Here is an 18,250-nt window from a genome sequence, read left to right as displayed (position 1 = left end):
TCGCCAGCCGCAGTACAACAAAAAACGCGGCGTTGCCGCCGCGTTTCACTTTCAGAAGAGAACGCCCAGAATAAAACGCCTCACGCCTGCGGCTGCGGCTCCAGACCTGGATCGGGGCGCGGGCGCGGCTTGCCGGCCGGGGGCACCGCGGAGGTGCGCGGCGTGGTTGGCTCCAGCACCGACTCGCGGTTCGGCTTCTTGCCCGTGAGCAGATCCTGAATCTCCTCGCCGGTCAGCGTTTCGTATTCAAGCAAGCCCTTTGCCAAAGCTTCCAGATCGGCACGCTTCTCGGTGAGTATCTTGGTCGCCTCCTTGTAGCCTTCTTCGACCAGACGGCGGATCTCGCTGTCGATCTTCTGAACGGTCGCCTCAGAGGCATTCTGGGTCCGCGACACCGACATGCCCAGGAAAACCTCGTCCTGGTTCTCGCCATAGGACACGGCGCCGAGTTCTTCCGACAGGCCCCAGCGCGTCACCATCATTCGCGCCAGCCGGGTCGCCTGCTCGATATCCGACGCAGCGCCAGAGGTGACTTTCTCGCGGCCGAACACCAGCTCTTCCGCGACGCGGCCGCCCATCATGATGGCAAGGCGCGAGGTCATCTGCTCGAGCGACATCGACAGCTTGTCGCGCTCGGGCAGCTGCATCACCATGCCGAGCGCACGGCCGCGCGGAATGATGGTCGCCTTGTGGATCGGATCGGTCGCGATCACGTTGAGGCCGACGATGGCGTGGCCGCCTTCGTGATAGGCGGTCAGCATCTTCTCTTCTTCGGTCATCACGAGCGACTTGCGCTCGGCGCCCATCATCACCTTGTCCTTGGCCTCTTCGAACTCGGCCTGCGTCACCATGCGCTTGTTGCGCCGTGCCGCGGTAAGTGCCGCCTCGTTGACGAGGTTCATCAGGTCGGCACCGGAAAACCCAGGCGTGCCGCGGGCGATGGTCTTGAGGTTGATATCGGGCGCCAGGGGAACCTTGCGAACGTGAACCTTGAGGATCTGTTCGCGGCCGACCACGTCCGGATTCGGAACCACCACCTGGCGGTCGAACCGGCCGGGGCGCAACAGCGCGGGATCGAGCACGTCCGGCCGGTTGGTCGCCGCGATCAGGATCACGCCTTCATTGGCCTCGAAGCCGTCCATCTCGACCAGCAACTGGTTCAGCGTCTGCTCGCGCTCGTCATTGCCGCCGCCGAGACCGGCGCCGCGATGGCGGCCGACCGCGTCGATTTCGTCGATGAAGATGATGCAGGGCGCGTTCTTCTTGGCCTGCTCGAACATGTCGCGCACGCGCGAGGCGCCGACGCCGACGAACATCTCGACGAAGTCCGAGCCCGAGATGGTGAAAAATGGAACGTTGGCTTCACCCGCCACCGCGCGCGCGATCAGCGTCTTGCCGGTACCGGGAGGTCCGACCAACAGCACGCCGCGGGGAATCCGGCCGCCGAGCCGTTGATATTTTCCGGGATCGCGCAGGAATTCGACGATCTCCTGCAGGTCCTGCTTGGCCTCGTCGACACCCGCGACGTCCTCGAACGTCACGCGGCCGTGCGCCTCGGTCAGCATCTTGGCGCGCGACTTGCCGAAGCCCATCGCCTTGCCGGCGCCGCCCTGCATCTGCCGCGACAGGAAGATCCAGACGCCGATCAGCGCGATGAACGGCAGCCAGGAGACCAGCAGCGAGACGAACCACGGCACGTTGTCGCCGGGCGGCTTCGCGGTGATCGAGACCTTGCCGTTATACAGGCGCGAGACCAGCGTCGGGTCATTCGGCGCATAGGTCTGGAAGCTTGAGCCGTTGGTGAAGGTACCGTGGATTTCCGGTCCCTGGATGACCACGTCGCGAACGTGGTTCTGATCGACTTCCGTCAACAGCTGCGAGAACGAGATGTCCTGCGAGGACGCGCGCTGACCAGGATTCTGGAAGAGCGTGAACAAAGCCAACAACAGCAAAACAATAATAACCCAGAGGGCGAAGTTGCGCAGATTGGCGTTCATCGATCTTCCTTCGTGGTCGCGCGGATCGCGGCCTTATGTCCTTTGGCAGGCACCAGGGAAACCCTTGGTCGACTGCACTACAATCTAGGTGCCGCCCCGCTCGATGCCAAGGGAACCACGCAGGACTATTTAACGCATGTTAGCGCAATTCCCGCTCAAATAATGGCGGTGAAACAGTGTTTTCCGGGGGTGGTTAAGAGCCTAGATGGTGACGACAACGTCATCCGCAATGCGGGCCGCCTCGGTTCGTCCGGCTGCGCCGGGGCGGGGCCGGCTCGACACGAATCCGGCCATTGATCAGGCTGACCAGGGCGCCGGCAAGGGTCTGTCTCAGCTTTGGTCCCCTCCCTGCGGCATTTTCGGCAACCGTCCGGTCCAACGCCGACAACAAGGCTTCAACCTTGCCAAGTTCCGCCGGCCCTTCGTGGCCGTGTCGATTAATTGCGCGCAGCAATAGCCGCAGGCGAATTTCCTCCGGCAAAGCCGCAAAAGCCCCTGCATCGAAGCTCTTGGAATCGAAGCTGTTGGGATCGAAGCTCTTGGGATCGAAGCTCTTGGCGTCGAAGGCTTTGGCGCCCGGCCCCGACTGCGAGGCTTGGCGATCCCTGAGCGCGAGATAGCGCTCGGCGCCATCGACCAGCACTTCCACCGCGGCATTGGCCCTGGCAAGCCGCGACGCCAGCCGCGCGAGATTACGGTTATCGCCGCCCTCGGCGGCGATAACCGGCATCACCGCGCGGATGCGAGGCCGGGTAAAATTCAGGTCGCGGTTGGTCGGATCATCGGCGAACCGGACCTTTGCCTTCTTCAGTGTCGCGATCAGCTGCGATTTCGAAACATTCAGGAACGGGCGCGCCAGGAGCAAGCCATCGCGCTCCGACTCTCGCGCCATCGCCGCGAGGCCGGCGATGCCGCTGCCGCGCAACATCCGCATCAACAGCGTCTCGGCCTGATCGTCGCGGGTATGCGCGGTGAGGATATGCGTCGCACCACTGGCCCGCGCGGCCCGCGCCAGCAATTGATATCGCGCCGCCCGCGCCGCGGCTGGCAAGCCGGTCTTCGGTTTGGTGCCGGTCCAGCGGATCGTGCGATGCGGCAGATCGAGCGCGCGCGCCAGCCGCTTGACCTCGCGTGCCTCGCGCGCCGCCTCGGCGCGCAAGCCATGATCGACGGTGACGGCGATTAGGCGCGGCCCGCGTGCCAAGGCGCGCCGCCAGCGCGCCGCAAGCCACATCAGCGCGATTGAATCCGGGCCGCCGGAAACCGCGAGCACGACCGCAGGAACGCCCCTCCAGTCCGCGAACAGGCGTTTCGCATCCTGTGCCGAGATCGGGGAATTGTCGTCGTCAGGCATGGCGTCGCCGGCTGATGTCCAGGCTTGTTTATCCGCATATGCGATCGAGGCACAGCGCCATAGACCCAGCGCGGCTTTAGCACTTAACCCGCTTCTGCTCGCGGTCCACAGCCTGTTTGACGCCGCTTGAAGCACGCGGATATTTCCGCGTCACCTCGCCAAATGCCGCGCAGGCGGCTTCCTTCTCTTTCAACGCCGCCAGCGATTGTCCGAGCCGAAGCAGCGCGTCCGGGGCTTTTGCCGATTTATCGAATTTGGAGGTCACGCCAAGGAAGGCTTCCGCAGCGTCGCGGTATTGCTGGCGCTGGAAGAAGCTCTCGCCCAGCCAGTATTGCGAGTCGGCGATCAAGGGATCGCTGGGGTATTTTTGCGCGAAGTTGCGCATGGTCTCTTCGGCCAGCGCATAGTCCTTGCGCTGCATGTAGCCGATCCCGAGATCGAATTCGTCCTTCGGGGTCGCCGATGGCGGCAAGGTGGTCAGGGCCGCGGTCGTGCCGGGGCCACGCGGTGGCGGCAAGGCGCCGCCCGGCACGCCCGGGCTGGTGCTTCCAAGGTCGAGCGGCTCGCCGGGGCCGCGTCCGCCGGGAGCGCCGATCGGTGCTTCGTTGGCAATCGGCAATTGGCCGCCGCCGAGCGCGCGCGGCGCGCCCGGGGCATTGGGGTTCTGGCCGGGATCGAAGGCATCGCCGCGGCGGCGGCTTTGGGGTGTTCCGGGCGGCTCCTGAACGATCGGTGCGGGCGCCGCAATCTGCCGGTCGTAGTTCGGCTGTACCTGCGGCTGCCGGTAAGCCGGACTCGGCTGCATCGGCGGCACTGCCGCGACGCTCGGCTGGGCGACGTTGGGTTGCGCGGCATTGGGCTGGGCGACCGGCGGCTGGCCTGCGGGGGCGGCTTGCGCGCCCTGAAGCAATCTCAAGCGCTCCTCAAGCTGCCGGTTGCGATACTGCAGTTCCTCATTCTGGCCGGTGAGTTGGCGCAGCCGATTCTCCAGCTGCTGAACGCGCATTTCGGCGTCAGCATCATCGGATTGCGCCGACGCCTGCGAGGAAAGCGCCAGCATCGCGGCAATCGCCGCGACGCGGGTAATTCTATGAAACCTGGATGACATTTTGGCCTGACAACGAAATCGACATGACATCGAAAGCGGAACACATAAAGCGGAACACATTGCGTGACGGAGTACGCCAAAAATGTGACTTTTGTCCCCCATTCAGCGCTCGTGTCGCGCCTTATGGTTCAGTCTTCGGTCTGAAGCAAGCAACCGCTTGGCCGCACGGATCGATCGTCCATTCACAACGAACCCGGGCCAACGCGCGATTGTGGTGATCCGGGACTTCATCGAGCGGTGCTGGCATTGAGCGGCACTAGCCCAAAACACGACCGGCGCCCGAAGGCGCCGGCGACAAACCTTGCAAAGCCGAGGCTTTAAGAGCTGGCGTTCAAGACGGTGACGGCACGGCGGTTCTGCGACCAGCACGAGATGTCATTGCACACCGCGACCGGGCGTTCCTTGCCATAAGAAATCGTCCGCATCCGGTTCGGGTCGATGCCGCGTGATGCGAGGAAGGTACGAACCGACTGGGCGCGCCGCGCACCGAGCGCGATGTTGTATTCGCGGGTGCCGCGCTCATCCGCGTGGCCTTCAATAGTGAAGGAGTAGCGGTTGTAGCTCTGCAGCCAGCTCGCCTGCTTCTCCAGGGTCGCGATCGCCTGCGGCGTCAAATCGGTCTGGTCGCTCTCGAAGAACACGCGATCGCCGACATTGACCACGAAATCCTGCTGGCTGCCCGGGGCCGCCGTACTTGCCATCGCGCCGTCGGCGCCGAGCGGGTTCTTGTTTGCACAGGCACCCATCGACAGCGCCACCGCGAGCACCGCGGCCAGCTTCAATCCCTGGAGGATACGCATCTGATGTTTCATTCCGGAGCCTCCACGCTCACGTTTTTCGACCGTGATCCGGTCTACAGGGCGATGGTTAAGCGAACGTTCCGTCAACCTTGATGGGGTGTTGCCAAACCCGATCAAATGCCGACCAACGGCGAAAAGCAATCGCGATGGTTAATGGGTTGTAAATGTGGCGCGACGGTGAAGGCACGCGGGTGCAGCCGGGATAATCGGTGTTACGCCGATTCCCGAGTATGGAGCGTTGGATTGGCGAATGGGCGCCTCAGGACGGGAATCCGCCACTTTGACGGAGAACTTTCGGTTCTACCCGTCAGGAATACGGGACGATCGATGCGCGTTCAAACGTGGCGACCCTCCCATTTGATGCCGGCGCATGATGCTCGCCGTTGCGTTGGAACAGCATCCGGCGTTCGAAAGCGCTCGAGTGAAGATAGGGATAGCGCGCAAATACCTTCGCGCGCAGGGTTGGATAATGTGCTGCCATCAATCCAACCGGCTTCAAAAGCCCCGTGAGCAATCTCGGCTCGCCCCAGGTTTCTTGCAGAAACAGGCGGCGGTAAAACGCCTGATGCTCCGGACGGACGAGGGCTAGTCCGACATCGGCGTTGAAGTGTACGCCTGCGACATAACCCAACCTGACGGTTGCATAGGGAAGTTCCGGGAAACGCTTCGCCTGGTCGGGATCGGCAACAAAGCGCGTCGGATCGATAAAAACCCGACCCTTGTCAAGCTCGGGATGAAGCAGCTCGCCAAACAGCTCAACCGATGGCGACATCCGCCATTCCGACGTCACCACGCTCACACGAATTGAGCTGCAAAGTTCTCCGTAAAGGTAGACACCAAAGATCCAGGTATTCGGCGCATTGTCGTATTCATCGCTGACTCGCTGCGACTCCGACGGCAGGATCGCACCCTCGCGCAGATAGGCGCGGTAGCGCAGACGGTAGATCTCGTCCTTTTCCTCTGACGTCTCCGCAAGACGATAGTCGACTTGGTCCAGAAGGTCCGACTTCTTTGCAAACGCCGCAGTAGTATTTTCGGCCGCGGACCTCATGCGATACTCCTTACCTCCCAACAACTTACGCGGGTACGGAAAAGATTAACAGCTTCTTAACGAGGGTGCAAAGAGATCGCGTGACTAGGGTTAAAACAGCTCAAAAATCGTGCCGCATGGCGCAGATAGCTCAAAAAAAGGGCGCCACATGGCGCATTGAGGAAAATAATTCCCGTGAGCTGTCAGATTCTTTGCGCGATCGACCTGGACGGCAGGGCGATCAGTTGGTCTTCCGGCGGGCGGCGGCCGTGCGACGCGTTCAGCAACTGCCGCACCCGCACCGCCGGCACCGGGCGGCTGAACAGGTAACCCTGCGCCTCGGTCACGGTGCCGTCGGCGCTGATCAGCTCCAATTGCTCGTTGGTCTCGATGCCTTCGACCACGACCGACATTCCGAGGTCGGCGCTGAGCCGCGCCACACCGCGCAACAGGGTCAGCGGGCGATCGCTGTCGATACCTTCCAGGAAGGAGCGATCGATCTTCACCTTCTGCAGCGGGAAATTGTGCAGGTAGCTGAGGCTCGAATAACCGGTGCCGAAATCATCCAGCGAAATTCGCACACCGATCGCGCGCAATTGGGACAGCACGTCGTGGGTCAGCTGGGTGTTGCGCAGCAGCGAGGATTCCGTGATCTCGATTTCGAGACGGTTCGCCGGCAACCCGGAGACCTCGAGCGCGTGGCGGACCTCGCCCAGCACGTCACGCTGATGGAATTGCTGCGGCGAGAAATTCACCGCGACGCTGACGCCTTCAGGCCATTTCATGCATTCCATGCAGGCCTTGCGCAGGATCCAGCGGCCGAGATCGACGATCAGGCCCATGTCCTCGGCGACCGGGATGATGTCGACCGGGGAAACCGTGCCCCGCACCGGATGGTTCCAGCGCAACAATGCTTCGCAAGTCGTTAGTCGACCAGATTTGAGATTGACGAGCGGCTGATAGAACAGCTCGAATTGCTCGTTGGCCAGGGCCGTGCGCAGGTCTAGTTCCAGAATGCGGCGGGCCTCGACGGTTTGCGCCATCTCGTCGCGGAAGAAACAGAAGGTTCCGCGGCCGTCCGCCTTGGCGCGATAGAGCGCCATGTCCGCGTTTTTCAATAGCGTATCGGCGCTGATGTCGGGCGGAGATGTCAAGGCTATGCCGACGCTGGCGCCGATCTCCACCAAATGATTGTCGATCCTATAACGTTCGCTGAGGCGATCGACGATTCGCCGGGCGAGAACGGCGGCGTCCTCGGTGGATTTGATGTCTTGCTGGAACACCACGAATTCGTCGCCGCCAAACCGCGCCACAAAGTCCTCCGGACGCAGCATTTCACGCAACCTGTCGGCGACGGCGCACAACAGCTGATCGCCGCAAGGATGGCCCAACGTGTCGTTGACCTGCTTGAACTGATCGAGATCGACGAACAACAATGCCGACAATCGCTCGGCGTGGTGAGAAATGGCGAGAAGCCGTTCGATCTCGTCACGGAAGTTAACCCGGTTTGGAAGCCCCGTCAGTTCGTCGTATCGCGCGAGATGACTGATTCTCGCTTCCGCGTTTCGCCGTTCGGTGATGTCTTCCACCAGCACGACGGTGCCGCCGCCGGACATCGGCTGAAATGTCCAGGATAGCGATCGGCTGCTATTGACGTCGGGATCGGTGGTGATGATGTCTCTCGCCTGCGAATTCTCGATTTCCGAGAGGATCACATTTCCGCTCGCAGCCGAGATCGATCCGGCGCTGACGCATGCCGAAACCATGTCAGGCGCGGTCGCATTGCGATGCAAGAGATCGTCGCATAGACGCATCATTTCGGTGAAGCGATGATTCACGACCGCAAGCCGGCCATCGGCGCCGAGCATGCATAAACCATGCGGCATATTGTTCAACGCGGTGTCGAACTGGTTGGCCAGCGCCGCCTCGCCCTCGCGCGCAACAAGCGCCCGCACGAATATCTTCTGCAGGCTCGTCGTGATTTGCCTGAGTGCGATAAAGAACAACGCACTCAGACATGCCATTCCGATGTAGTAGGGATCGCCATGCAACGCGAGCCCTATCGTCATAGGGCCGCAGGCAAGCACGATCTGCACATGGAATATCCACGGCCGGCCGTATGTCCGGCCCACGCCAGCCGCCATGTAGCCGGTAGTGACAGCAATGCAGATCATGTGAGCGACGGCGTCGTTAGTGCTCGTCAAGGCGAGGAAGCACCATATTCCCAGCGCGATCGCATAGAACATCGCCCCGACCTGATAGCGTGTCTCCCAACGCGCGGCCTCATCGGAGGTCAGAGTGGTGGTTTTGCGCGTTTTGTACTCGTGCATGTCGAATGCACGGACCGCGCCGGTCACGATGAGAAGTGCGGCGCACGGCCAGAGCCAATTGCCGCCAGACTTTAGCGCCGTCATAACGGCGGCGATTGCAGCAAAGACGGCGCCCGTGAACATCGGCGCGGGGTTCTGAAAAAGCGAATCGACGAGCGCCGCGTAAATCGTCGGCGACATCTTCTGATCGGGGTCTCGGGTCTGGCCAGCAAGCTGCATTGGGCGCGCGCACGTCCTTTTCAGGCCTGTAGTTGTAGCCGCCGCAGATGAAGTCTTTCTGAGGGAATATCGTTACCAGGACGTTGTTTTTCTCAGGCGCGATGGAAATTTGCCGGAGAAATCAGCATGCTAGGCGAGCTTTGCCCGTCGCGGCATGACCGCCGGTCCGCGGCGGGCAAATCTCACGAAAGCAGCGGCGACCAGGCCGGATCGGACGCAAAGCCGGGGGTTGGAACGCGCTGTTCGTTACGGCCGGAAATGTCAACGGTGAACAGCGAAGGTCCGCCGTTGCCGCCGGGGTCGCGGAAAAACATCAAAACGCGGCCGTTCGGCGCAAAGGTCGGTCCTTCGTTATGGAATCCGGAGGTGAGAATTCGCTCGCCCGAGCCGTCGGGCTTCATGATGCCGATGGAAAACTGTCCGCCGCCCTGTCTGGTGAAGGCGATATAATCGCCACGCGGCGACCACACCGGAGTCGAATAGCTCGCATCCCCGAAGGAAATGCGTTGCGCGGGTCCGCCCGTCGCCGGCATCACGTAAATCTGGGGCTTTCCGCCGCGATCGGATTCGAAACACAGGCGCGTGCCATCGGGCGCATAGGACGGCGAGGTATCGATCGCCGGCGTATCGGTCAGACGCGTGGTCGACTTCGAACGCAGGTCCATCACAAACAGGTTCGAATTGCCGCCCTGCTGCAGGCTCATGATGACGCGCTGGCCATCCGGCGAAAAACGCGGCGCGAACGACATGCCGGGAAAATTGCCGACGATCTCGCGCTGTCCGGTCTCGATATTGTAAAGATAGACGCGCGGGTCGCCCTGACCGAATTCCATATAGGTAATTTCCTGGGTCGACGGCGAGAACCGCGGCGTCAACACAAGGTCGGAGCCGCGCGTCAGATAGCGGACGTTTGCGCCGTCCTGATCCATCAGCGCTAGCCGCTTGACCCGCCGCTCCTTGGATCCGGTTTCGTCGACGAACACGACGCGGCTGTCGAAATAGCCTTTCTCGCCGGTCAGGCGCTCATAGATCTGGTCGGAAATGATGTGGGCGATCCGCCGCCAATATTCCGGCGAGGTGAAATATTGCTGGCCGGCGAGCTGCTGGGCGGTGTTGACATCCCACAGCCGGAATTCCGCTTTCAGGCGTCCATCGCCCTGCCGCGTCATGCGGCCGGTGACCAGCGCCTGTGCGCTGATGGTCTTCCAATTCTGGAATTGCGGCGCGGTGTCGATGTTGGAAATTCGCTCGATGTAGGCTGCCTGATCGATCGGCGCGAACAATCCGCTGCGCTTGAGGTTGTTGGTGATGACCTGGGTCACCCCGACCCCGACTTCGGCATCCGCCGGCGACCCCGCGACAAAATTCGGAATCGCAATCGGCAGCGGCGCGGCTTCGCCGCCCGTCACGGGAACGCGCGCCTGTCCGAACGCGTGATGCACGCCACTGAAAATCAGGCCGCTCGATGCCAACCCCGACAGGAATTGCCGGCGGCCCATGCGGAACGTCGCGTTAGTCAGCTTGTGCTGCTTTGACATCTTTTTTCCGCTCTCAGCGCAGCGCGCCGCTATAGGTCTCTACTATCGAAGACGGGGTTGAAATCTTTCCATTCGTCAAAGAACGCCGGAGGCAGCCGGTACGGCGCGCATTCAATGATCGCGCGCAACCCGCTCTCCTGGAACACGCGCTGGAACGCACCGCCCGGCGCCGTCTGCGCAGCCGGCATGCCTTCCAGCGTGCCGTCCTTCTTGAGCTTGATGCTGAATTCGGCCTCAACCCTTTGCGCCTCGATGCCGCCATACGGCTTCTTCCAACAGCGAAGAACCTGGTCCTTGAACATCGCGCCCCACGTTGCGGAATTGTCCGCGGATTTGCCTTTGGGCAAACCCAGCGCAGCATTGGAATTCAAGGTCTCACCGACCACGGCCTGCCGCGATGGATCGCGCTTGTCCAGCAATGCCGCGATCTTCGACTGATCGAACGTCCGCTCCGTCTTCGGCTTCGCGGGCTCAGGCGGCTTTGCGGCCTGAACCTGCGGCTTCGGCGGCGTCTTCTTCTCTTCCTTCTTCAAGGCCTCGGCGATCGAATCGACCTTGGGCGGATCCGGCTTCTTTTCGATCGGCTTCGGCTCTTCCTTCGGCTTGCTCTCGGCGACCGGCTTTGGCGGGTCGGGCTTTTTCTCGACCGGCTTTTCCTCGACCTTCGGCTGCGGCGGCGGTGCCGTCTCGGTTATGACCGGCGGCTTCTCGGTGATTTTGCCGACGGCGTCATCGACCGGCTTCGCTTCGGCGACCTTCTCGACCAGCGGCTTTGGATTTTCCTTCTTGCCGGACTTCATGCCGGCGGTGACCTTGGCAAGCTGATCGGCGGAAATGATATCGACCGGCAACGATTCTTCGGGGATCTGATCAATTGCCCTGGATGAGAACGACACCAGTCCCCACCCGATCACGAGGACGTGCAGGGCCACAGACGCAACAAGTGTCTTGTCGACCTTCACCTTCACGCTTTAGGACCCCTGCTCCACTTCGGTAACCAGTGCGAGCCGCTTGAACCCGGCTCCCGACAATTGCCCCATCACTCGCGCCACGGTTCCGTAGTCTGCCTTCTTGTCGGCCCGCATGAATATTCGCTCATCCATGCCGCCGCGGGCATCGGTGATCGCCTTCAATTTCGGCACCAGATCGCTCATCGCGACTTCGGCATCGTTGATGAATATCTTGCCCCTGATGTCCACCGATAGCTGCAGCGGCGTCTTGTCCAGTTCCAGACTCTTGGCCTGGGTCTGCGGCAGGTCGAGCGGTACGCCGACGGTCAGTAGCGGGGCCGACACCATGAAGATGATCAGCAACACCAGCATCACGTCCACCATAGGCGTGACGTTGATTTCCGCCATCACGGCGCGACGCCGGCCGCGGCGTCCACCGCCGCCCGACGAACCTGCCACGTTCATCGCCATGGTTCGATCCTCACGATGCGCTCACAATATACCGCATACCGCCCTTACGCCCGCTCGTCGATCTGGCGCGACAGGATCGCTGAAAATTCATCGGCGAAGCCCTCCAACCGCTGGGCCTGCCGGTTCACCTCGGACGTGAACTTATTGTAGAAAATAGTCGCCGGAATGGCGGCGATAAGGCCGATTGCGGTTGCAAACAGCGCCTCGGCGATGCCCGGGGCCACTACCGCCAGCGAGGTGTTCTTCGAGGCGGCGATCGACTGGAAACTCGACATGATGCCCCAGACCGTGCCGAACAGGCCGACAAAGGGGCCTGCCGAGCCGACCGTCGCCAGCACCAGGAGCCGGCGTTCCAGCCGCTCGATTTCGCGGGCGATGGAGACGTTCATGACCTTCTCGATCCGCATCTGAAGCCCCGCGAAGGATCGCGCCGGGCTTTCGAACGAGCGTTTCCATTCGCGCATCGCGGCTACGAAACAGGCCGCCATCGATTGCGTCGGCTTGGCCGAGAGCGCGCGATAAAGTTCCTCGATCGACTGCCCGGACCAGAACGCCTGCTCGAAGCGATCCATGGCGCGCTTGGTGCGCGCATACAGGAACATCTTGTCGATCGCGATCGCCCAGACCCAAACCGAACAGGCAAGCAGCCCCAGCATGACCGCTTTCACGATCCAGTGGGCCTGCAGGAACAGCGCAATCAGCGATACGTCGGTGGATGCCAGCGGGAGGGCTGACTGAGCCACGTCGGCCGGATTCATAAGCGGTATCCTCTCAACGCAAGCGTCCCAAATTCTCCGGAGCAAATGGCTGCCGGCTCCGCGACCGCAGGCCGGGCGCAGCGGTAAGCGCCGGCGCCAAAGCCTTGTTGTGTCGCATGGGAGGCCCGTCCAAAGCCGAGGCTTGCATCCGCTGCCAACATGTCAAAACGAGGGCTATCAGGCGTCTCTACGGCCCTAACCAGACGCTAATCATGGTTAATACGCAGTTACCGGCGGTAGATTTTGGCCTGAAAATGACGTTCCCACCAGCCACTTGGTGCTTACCCGCTGACCGCTGGCGTCGAAGGACCGGGCAGCGGCCGGGTGATCGCCCTCGCCGCCAGCCGGCTTGAGCATACAGGCAAGGCCAGCCCTCAAAAAAGCCGCCCGTCTGCTTTTCGCAAACGGGCGGCTGTGTCGCGATCAGGTTCTATGCGGGCATCACGCCCGCGGCTGAACCTTCAAATCATGCCTGCGGCTGATTGTCCGAGGGCGGCGGCGTCGGGCGCTGGCGATGCTGCGCCATGAACTGATCGAACTCTTCCTTGTCCTTGGCGTGACGCAGCCGATTGAGAAATTCCTTGAATTCGGTCTGCTCTTCTTCGAGGCGCTGCAAGGTTTCCATGCGGTACTCGTCGAAGGCGCGGTTGCCGCTCGAGGGAGGACCAAACCCGCCGAAGCCGAAGCCGCGGCGTTCCATGCGATTGCGCATCCGCTCCATCTTGTTCGACCAGCGGTCCTGGTGACTCCAGCAAGTCATTTTTCTGCTCCCAAGTGTGAAAAAGAGAAGGGCGAGGCCGATCGGCCACCAGATGATGAAGCCCAGTACGGTCACGGCGATCCAGCCGGGGTGCCAGGGTGAATCAAGCATATGCGGGCGATAGGGCTCTTCTGCGGGGCCGCGCCAGCGATTGACATCTGCGGTGTAGGCCATTTCGCTCTCCATGACGGCATCACGCCGTTGTGAATGTAAATAACATTTACATACCTAAACCATCCCGGATTTTTGTCAAGCGGGCCGCAGGCGGTTCCCTCGAATTTATTTTGGGGTGCCCCAAGGCCCTGCAGGCTGACCGGCCGGCTTCCGGTCCCCCTGCTCGTTCTGGGCAGACGGCCGGCGGTCGGTCGGGAAGCCGAGACCGCGCAGATAAATCAGCACCTGTGCTTCCAGAAGATCCTCCGCCGACATCGGCAGCTTGCGGCGCGCCGCATCGCCCCGCGCGAACAGCGAAGCCACGCCGTGCGACATCGACCAGATATGCAGCGCCATCATCATCGCCGGCGGACGCGGCATGCCGGGCGGCGCCAACGCGGCAAGCCGTTCTGCGGCGGCTCTGATGATGCCGAAGGCGCGCTCGCCTGCCGCCTGCAGTGTGGGGTTGAGGTCGACAGGAAGCCCTGATTCGAACATCGCCGAATAGAACGCCGGCTCTTCGCGGGCGAAGGCAAGATAGGCTTTTCCTACCCGCTCGAACGCGGTGACGGTATCCGGGCGGCCGTCGTCCCAGGCCCCGGTCAAGCGCGCCTCGAACTGCTCGAAGCCACGCTGCGCGATACTCGCCAGCAATTCGTCGCGGTCGCGGAAATGCCGGTAGGGTGCGGCCGGGCTGACGCCGGCCATGCGCGCGGCATCGGCAAAGGTAAAGCCGGCCGCGCCTTTTTCGGCGATCAGCCCGAGCGCTGCCTGCAGCAGCGCCTCCTTCAGATTGCCGTGATGATAGCCGCGCTCGGCGCGGCGTTGTTCCTTGCGCCAGCTCATGTAAAAGGCTTTTACATGAGCTGGCCGCAAAGGTCACTAGTATCAGAAGGTCAGGGCCGGGACTTCTGTATCTCGGCGAAGCCAGCCGCGGCCTCCTGGACCTCCGGTGAAAAGTCCGTCATTTCCTGCACCCGGCGGATTTCGATGATCTCGTTCTCCGAGGCCGGGCACTTCTTGGCCCAGGCGATCGCCTCCTCGCGGGATTTCACGTCGATCATCCAGTAGCCGCCGAGCACTTCCTTGGCTTCGGTGAAGGGACCGTCAGTCACCAGCGGCTTGCCGCCAGCGAACGAGACCCGGGCCCCCGTCGACGGCGGATGCAGGCCATCGAGCGTGATCAGCACACCGGCATCCTTCAGCGCTTCGTTGTATTTCATCATCGCCCGCACGCGCTCGGGATCGAGCTGGATGTCAGGTGGCGCGGTCTCGTAGCCTAAGGGAATCATCAGCATCATGAATCGCATGGCGGGGGTCCTTTGTCGGTAGCCGTCATTCCGGGGCGCGCGGAGCGCGAACCAGAATCTCGCGCGATAATCGCTGGATTCCGGTTCAGCCTGACGGCTGCCCCGGAATGACCGTGGGGACGGATTTACTTCTTTTCGACCTGCGCGCGGAGGCGCTCTTCCTGCTCGCGCAATTCGGGCGTCAGCGCTTCACCGAAATCTTCGGTATCGAAGACCTGCCGGAGTTCGATTTCGGCGCCGCCGTCAAACGGCGCGCGCTTCATCCAGTCGATCGCCTCGTCCAGCGACTTGACCTGGATCAGCCAGAAGCCGGCGACGAGATCATTGGTCACCGTGAATGGGCCACGGCTCACGCTCGGCTGTTTTCCGGAATATTTGATCCGGGCGCCTTTCGACGTCGGATGCAGCCCTTCGCCCGCCAGCAAAAGGCCGGCGTTCACCATTTCTTCGTTGAACTTGCCCATCGCCGTAAGCAGTTCCGTGCTGGGCATCACGCCGGCTTCGGTATTCTTGTCGGCCTTCACAATCACCATGAATCGCATCGTCACGCTCCGTTTGGCTTCAATTCAGCAGGCCGGCTTTCGAACCAGCGCCCATCAACAAGACGAATGGGGTTTTGCGGCACCGACATGTCCGGCGGAATTATTTCGCAGGTAATTGCTATCGAAAACGCAGCCGGCGGCGTCACGCCGACGCCTCTTTCGGGAACATCGCGAAATACGGCTCGGCCTCCCTGAGCACGCGCGCATAGGACGGCCGCGCCTTCAGGCGATTGAAATACGCGGCGACGTTCTTGTGGCTGTCGCCAAACGGCATCACCTCGTTGGCATAGAACAGCGCCGGCGCGGCGGCGCAATCGGCGAGACTGAACTTTTCGCCTATCGCCCAGGTCTGCGCTGCCATCTCATGATCGATGATGTTGTACGAAGCCCGCAGCCGCGCCCTGGCTTCTTCGACGCCATGCGGATCCTTCTTCTCCGGCGGACGCAATCGGTCTCCGACAATTTTCTGCATCGGCTCGTGCACATACAGATCGTAGAATCGGTCGCGCAGGCGCGCCCGCCATGCGCGATCGAACTCCGCAGGAATGAATGGCGTCCTTCCCGGATAATACCGGTCGAGGTACTCGATGATGACGGTTGATTCCGGGACCGTTTGGTTGCGCGCGTCGTCCTCCAGCACCGGAAACTTACCGATCGGCCACAGCTTCAATAGCGCCGCGCGCTTGGTCGGGTTACCGAGATCGACGATGTTGGGCGTGAACGGCGCATCGTTCTCATACAGCGCAATCAACACCTTGTGGCAGTACGATGCTAGCGGGTGGAAATGCAGCGTGAGGGACATGCGGATAACTCCTGCTCAGCTTTCGCTCTGCTTGACGAAGACGCCGTTCTGATAGGTGGCGCCGAAATACACCTCGATGCGCTTTACCTTGTCGCCCTCGAAGCTGAAGAACTCCGTATTGCGGAAATTCTTCCCGCCTCTCGCCACGCATTTGTAGGTTACGAAGGCTTCGTCGCCCTCGACAAAGATGCGTTCGAGCTCGTGCCGCTCGATCCATTCGGTGTTGCGCCAGCAGCGTACGAAATAGGTCGCCTTGTCGATCTCGTCGTCATACGGGCTCGTAAAGCGGAAATCGTCAGCGAGGGCGTCTTCAACGGCCTTGCGGTCGTTCGACATATAGGCGGCGAAGATGGCGCGGATGATTTTTTGCTTGTCGCGATCGGGCATTCCGCATTCTCCCGTTACTTCGCCGGTTCGTACCGCAGGATCACGACACCGGTCGACAGCGTCTTTGAGTCGAGCAGCCTGAGCTTGACGCGCTCGCCGGGCTTGAACAGCGGCGTGCCACCGCCAAGGATGATCGGGTTCACTGCAAGACGGAACTCGTCGATCAGCCCGTGCGGAATAAGGGTCGCGGCGAGATCGGCACTGCCGAACAGCAGGATGTCTTTAGTGTTTTCGCGTTTCAACCGTGTGACGGTTGCCGTCACATCATCATTGAAGAGCTGCGTGTTATTCCAGTTCGACGTCTTCTGCGTGCGCGAGAACACATATTTCGGCAGGGCGTTCATGAAATCCGCTACCTCGCCGGTCTCGCTTGGCCAGTGGTTCGCCATCAATTCATAGGTGACGCGGCCGAACAGCAACCCGCCGGCGGCCTTGCCCTGCTCGATGCCCAGACGGTCCAGTTCCTCGCCCCAGACGTCGAAATGCCAGGAAATGTCGCGATTTGGGCCTTCGACGAAACCGTCCAGCGTCATCAGATTCCACATGATCAGCTTTGCCATGCCGCCCTCCAAACTGCTCTCATTTTGCAACTGGTTGTATTCTGAAATAACCGGTGCAATATTGCAAGCAGTTTTTGAGAGGTTCCGCAGCACGTTTGGAGATGCAATGGACGACAATCAACGCTCGGGCTGCCCGATCAACCTGACGCTCGAAGTGGTTGGGGACAAATGGAGCCTCTTGATCGTTCGCGACATGATGTTCGGCAACCGGCGGCATTTTCGCGAGCTGTTGACCAAGTCCGAGGAGCACATTTCCTCCAACATCCTCGCCGACCGACTGAAGACGCTGCTCGACCAAGGCATCATTACCCGCGACGACGATCCCAGCCACAAGCAGAAGGGAATCTACTCGCTGACCGAAAAAGGCATCGAGATGCTGCCGATTCTGGCGCAGATTTCGGGCTGGGGATACAAGTATCTCCCTGTGAGCGAAGAACTCGGCATCCGCGCCAAGCTCCTGAGCGAGGGCGGCCCGAAAATGTGGGCCGAATTCACAGACGAATTGCGCGAGAGCCATCTCGGCGTGAAGCGGCGCCGGAAGGCCGGCCCGAGTGTCGGCGAGCGCTTGCAGGCGGCGTATCAGCGGGTGCTGGCGAGAAAGCGGAAGAAGTAGTGAGTGTAGCGTGGGCAATGGCGCTCTTTGCGCCCTGCCCACCGCGAGCTGGACGACGATCAATTGGTGGGCACGCGGAGTTTATCATCGGGCGCGCATTCGCGCGGCCTGATGGCTTTCCCAACCCTAAGCCGCTCAGGCGGCATCCCACCTTCGCACTGCTTCCGTCTCACTTTCCATCGTGGCTTCGAAAACGGGCGACGCCAGCACTGCATGGATGTGCAGCGTCGTCGTGCCGGAATTGCGGAAGCCGTGCCTGCGCCTGGCCGGCACGATCAGCGATTGCCCCGCTGACACAATGACGCGCTCTTCATCCAGCCACATCTCGGCCTCGCCGTCGCGCACGGTCAGCACTTCTTCGACCGGATGAGAATGGGTCGGCGCGCCGGCGCCGGGCGCGATCCATTGCTCGAAGATGCACAGTTGCGCCGCCCCGTTGCTGGCCGCGACCAGCATGCGGCTTTCCACACCCAGTCGCCATGATTCGGGCGTTGCGTCCCTGACGTCCACGACGATCATCCGGTTTGTCCTTTCCCTTGCCGGCACTGCGCGTTTCCTTCGCGACTTG

General features: G+C 61.6%; 19 protein-coding genes. 1 reads left to right on the top strand and 18 read right to left on the bottom strand.

What is annotated here, in order from left to right; translation table 11 throughout:
* Positions 1-80 precede the first annotated feature (80 nt).
* From ftsH to N554_RS0100940, 17 genes are all read right to left on the bottom strand, one after another.
* Positions 81-1,997: an ATP-dependent zinc metalloprotease FtsH gene (gene ftsH / locus N554_RS0101020; RefSeq protein WP_029581767.1), complete on the bottom strand. Its 1,917-nt coding sequence runs from the start codon at positions 1,995-1,997 to the stop codon at positions 81-83.
* A 220-nt stretch (positions 1,998-2,217) separates the two neighbouring features.
* The gene (gene tilS, locus N554_RS0101015) at positions 2,218-3,351 is read right to left on the bottom strand and encodes a tRNA lysidine(34) synthetase TilS (protein ID WP_029581766.1); all 1,134 of its coding nucleotides are present in this window, start codon (positions 3,349-3,351) and stop codon (positions 2,218-2,220) included.
* A gap of 76 nt (positions 3,352-3,427) precedes the next feature.
* Positions 3,428-4,459 (bottom strand): tol-pal system protein YbgF, encoded by a 1,032-nt coding sequence (gene ybgF / locus N554_RS0101010; protein WP_029581765.1) that lies wholly within the window; start codon positions 4,457-4,459, stop codon positions 3,428-3,430.
* 317 nt (positions 4,460-4,776) lie between these two features.
* Positions 4,777-5,271, bottom strand: a complete 495-nt coding sequence (gene pal, locus N554_RS0101005; RefSeq protein ID WP_029581764.1) for a peptidoglycan-associated lipoprotein Pal — start codon at positions 5,269-5,271, stop codon at positions 4,777-4,779.
* 295 nt (positions 5,272-5,566) lie between these two features.
* Positions 5,567-6,310, bottom strand: a complete 744-nt coding sequence (locus tag N554_RS0101000) for an N-acyl amino acid synthase FeeM domain-containing protein (protein ID WP_029581763.1) — start codon at positions 6,308-6,310, stop codon at positions 5,567-5,569.
* A 182-nt stretch (positions 6,311-6,492) separates the two neighbouring features.
* Entirely contained in the window at positions 6,493-8,838 is a 2,346-nt protein-coding gene (locus N554_RS0100995) for a putative bifunctional diguanylate cyclase/phosphodiesterase (protein WP_029581762.1), read from the bottom strand.
* Between the two features lie 182 nt (positions 8,839-9,020).
* Positions 9,021-10,376 carry a Tol-Pal system beta propeller repeat protein TolB gene (gene tolB / locus N554_RS0100990; RefSeq protein WP_029581761.1) on the bottom strand — a complete coding sequence of 452 codons (1,356 nt, stop codon included), beginning with the start codon at positions 10,374-10,376 and terminating at the stop codon, positions 9,021-9,023.
* Positions 10,377-10,405: 29 nt separating this feature from the next.
* Complete coding sequence (locus tag N554_RS0100985) at positions 10,406-11,338, bottom strand: cell envelope integrity TolA family protein (RefSeq protein ID WP_029581760.1); 933 nt, start codon at positions 11,336-11,338, stop codon at positions 10,406-10,408.
* A 9-nt stretch (positions 11,339-11,347) separates the two neighbouring features.
* Entirely contained in the window at positions 11,348-11,797 is a 450-nt protein-coding gene (locus tag N554_RS0100980; RefSeq protein WP_029581759.1) for an ExbD/TolR family protein, read from the bottom strand.
* A gap of 44 nt (positions 11,798-11,841) precedes the next feature.
* Positions 11,842-12,555 (bottom strand): protein TolQ, encoded by a 714-nt coding sequence (gene tolQ / locus N554_RS0100975; RefSeq protein ID WP_029581758.1) that lies wholly within the window; start codon positions 12,553-12,555, stop codon positions 11,842-11,844.
* Positions 12,556-13,021: 466 nt separating this feature from the next.
* On the bottom strand, positions 13,022-13,489 hold the full coding sequence (locus tag N554_RS0100970; RefSeq protein ID WP_029581757.1) for a DUF2852 domain-containing protein: 468 nt from the start codon (positions 13,487-13,489) through the stop codon (positions 13,022-13,024).
* Between the two features lie 105 nt (positions 13,490-13,594).
* On the bottom strand, positions 13,595-14,314 hold the full coding sequence (locus tag N554_RS0100965) for a TetR/AcrR family transcriptional regulator (RefSeq protein WP_029581756.1): 720 nt from the start codon (positions 14,312-14,314) through the stop codon (positions 13,595-13,597).
* A 50-nt stretch (positions 14,315-14,364) separates the two neighbouring features.
* Positions 14,365-14,778 (bottom strand): YciI family protein, encoded by a 414-nt coding sequence (locus N554_RS0100960; protein ID WP_029581755.1) that lies wholly within the window; start codon positions 14,776-14,778, stop codon positions 14,365-14,367.
* 125 nt (positions 14,779-14,903) lie between these two features.
* Entirely contained in the window at positions 14,904-15,320 is a 417-nt protein-coding gene (locus N554_RS0100955; RefSeq protein WP_029581754.1) for a YciI family protein, read from the bottom strand.
* Between the two features lie 142 nt (positions 15,321-15,462).
* On the bottom strand, positions 15,463-16,122 hold the full coding sequence (locus tag N554_RS0100950) for a glutathione S-transferase family protein (RefSeq protein ID WP_029581753.1): 660 nt from the start codon (positions 16,120-16,122) through the stop codon (positions 15,463-15,465).
* Between the two features lie 15 nt (positions 16,123-16,137).
* On the bottom strand, positions 16,138-16,509 hold the full coding sequence (locus N554_RS0100945; RefSeq protein ID WP_029581752.1) for a nuclear transport factor 2 family protein: 372 nt from the start codon (positions 16,507-16,509) through the stop codon (positions 16,138-16,140).
* A gap of 14 nt (positions 16,510-16,523) precedes the next feature.
* Complete coding sequence (locus N554_RS0100940) at positions 16,524-17,069, bottom strand: dihydrofolate reductase family protein (RefSeq protein ID WP_029581751.1); 546 nt, start codon at positions 17,067-17,069, stop codon at positions 16,524-16,526.
* A 106-nt stretch (positions 17,070-17,175) separates the two neighbouring features.
* Here N554_RS0100940 and N554_RS0100935 point away from each other — a divergent pair, with 106 nt between their 5' ends.
* Positions 17,176-17,682, top strand: a complete 507-nt coding sequence (locus N554_RS0100935) for a winged helix-turn-helix transcriptional regulator (RefSeq protein WP_029581750.1) — start codon at positions 17,176-17,178, stop codon at positions 17,680-17,682.
* Positions 17,683-17,817: 135 nt separating this feature from the next.
* Here the strand turns inward: N554_RS0100935 and N554_RS0100930 are convergent, their stop codons facing one another.
* Positions 17,818-18,201 carry a cupin domain-containing protein gene (locus N554_RS0100930; RefSeq protein WP_029581749.1) on the bottom strand — a complete coding sequence of 128 codons (384 nt, stop codon included), beginning with the start codon at positions 18,199-18,201 and terminating at the stop codon, positions 17,818-17,820.
* Between the last annotated feature and the right edge of the window lie 49 nt (positions 18,202-18,250).

The organism is Bradyrhizobium sp. URHD0069, assembly GCF_000701345.1.
In the GTDB taxonomy this organism is placed as follows: Bacteria; Pseudomonadota; Alphaproteobacteria; order Rhizobiales; family Xanthobacteraceae; genus Bradyrhizobium.
This window is presented reverse-complemented; position numbering and strand designations above follow the sequence as displayed.

Coding starts and splice junctions, on each gene's coding strand:
- ftsH (WP_029581767.1), bottom strand. CDS start 1,997: ATGAACGCCAATCTGCGCAACTTCGCCCTCTGGGTTATTATTGTTTTG.
- tilS (WP_029581766.1), bottom strand. CDS start 3,351: ATGCCTGACGACGACAATTCCCCGATCTCGGCACAGGATGCGAAACGC.
- ybgF (WP_029581765.1), bottom strand. CDS start 4,459: ATGTCATCCAGGTTTCATAGAATTACCCGCGTCGCGGCGATTGCCGCG.
- pal (WP_029581764.1), bottom strand. CDS start 5,271: ATGAAACATCAGATGCGTATCCTCCAGGGATTGAAGCTGGCCGCGGTG.
- N554_RS0101000 (WP_029581763.1), bottom strand. CDS start 6,310: ATGAGGTCCGCGGCCGAAAATACTACTGCGGCGTTTGCAAAGAAGTCG.
- N554_RS0100995 (WP_029581762.1), bottom strand. CDS start 8,838: ATGCAGCTTGCTGGCCAGACCCGAGACCCCGATCAGAAGATGTCGCCG.
- tolB (WP_029581761.1), bottom strand. CDS start 10,376: ATGTCAAAGCAGCACAAGCTGACTAACGCGACGTTCCGCATGGGCCGC.
- N554_RS0100980 (WP_029581759.1), bottom strand. CDS start 11,797: ATGGCGATGAACGTGGCAGGTTCGTCGGGCGGCGGTGGACGCCGCGGC.
- tolQ (WP_029581758.1), bottom strand. CDS start 12,555: ATGAATCCGGCCGACGTGGCTCAGTCAGCCCTCCCGCTGGCATCCACC.
- N554_RS0100970 (WP_029581757.1), bottom strand. CDS start 13,489: ATGGCCTACACCGCAGATGTCAATCGCTGGCGCGGCCCCGCAGAAGAG.
- N554_RS0100965 (WP_029581756.1), bottom strand. CDS start 14,314: ATGAGCTGGCGCAAGGAACAACGCCGCGCCGAGCGCGGCTATCATCAC.
- N554_RS0100960 (WP_029581755.1), bottom strand. CDS start 14,778: ATGCGATTCATGATGCTGATGATTCCCTTAGGCTACGAGACCGCGCCA.
- N554_RS0100955 (WP_029581754.1), bottom strand. CDS start 15,320: ATGCGATTCATGGTGATTGTGAAGGCCGACAAGAATACCGAAGCCGGC.
- N554_RS0100950 (WP_029581753.1), bottom strand. CDS start 16,122: ATGTCCCTCACGCTGCATTTCCACCCGCTAGCATCGTACTGCCACAAG.
- N554_RS0100945 (WP_029581752.1), bottom strand. CDS start 16,509: ATGCCCGATCGCGACAAGCAAAAAATCATCCGCGCCATCTTCGCCGCC.
- N554_RS0100940 (WP_029581751.1), bottom strand. CDS start 17,069: ATGGCAAAGCTGATCATGTGGAATCTGATGACGCTGGACGGTTTCGTC.
- N554_RS0100935 (WP_029581750.1), top strand. CDS start 17,176: ATGGACGACAATCAACGCTCGGGCTGCCCGATCAACCTGACGCTCGAA.
- N554_RS0100930 (WP_029581749.1), bottom strand. CDS start 18,201: ATGATCGTCGTGGACGTCAGGGACGCAACGCCCGAATCATGGCGACTG.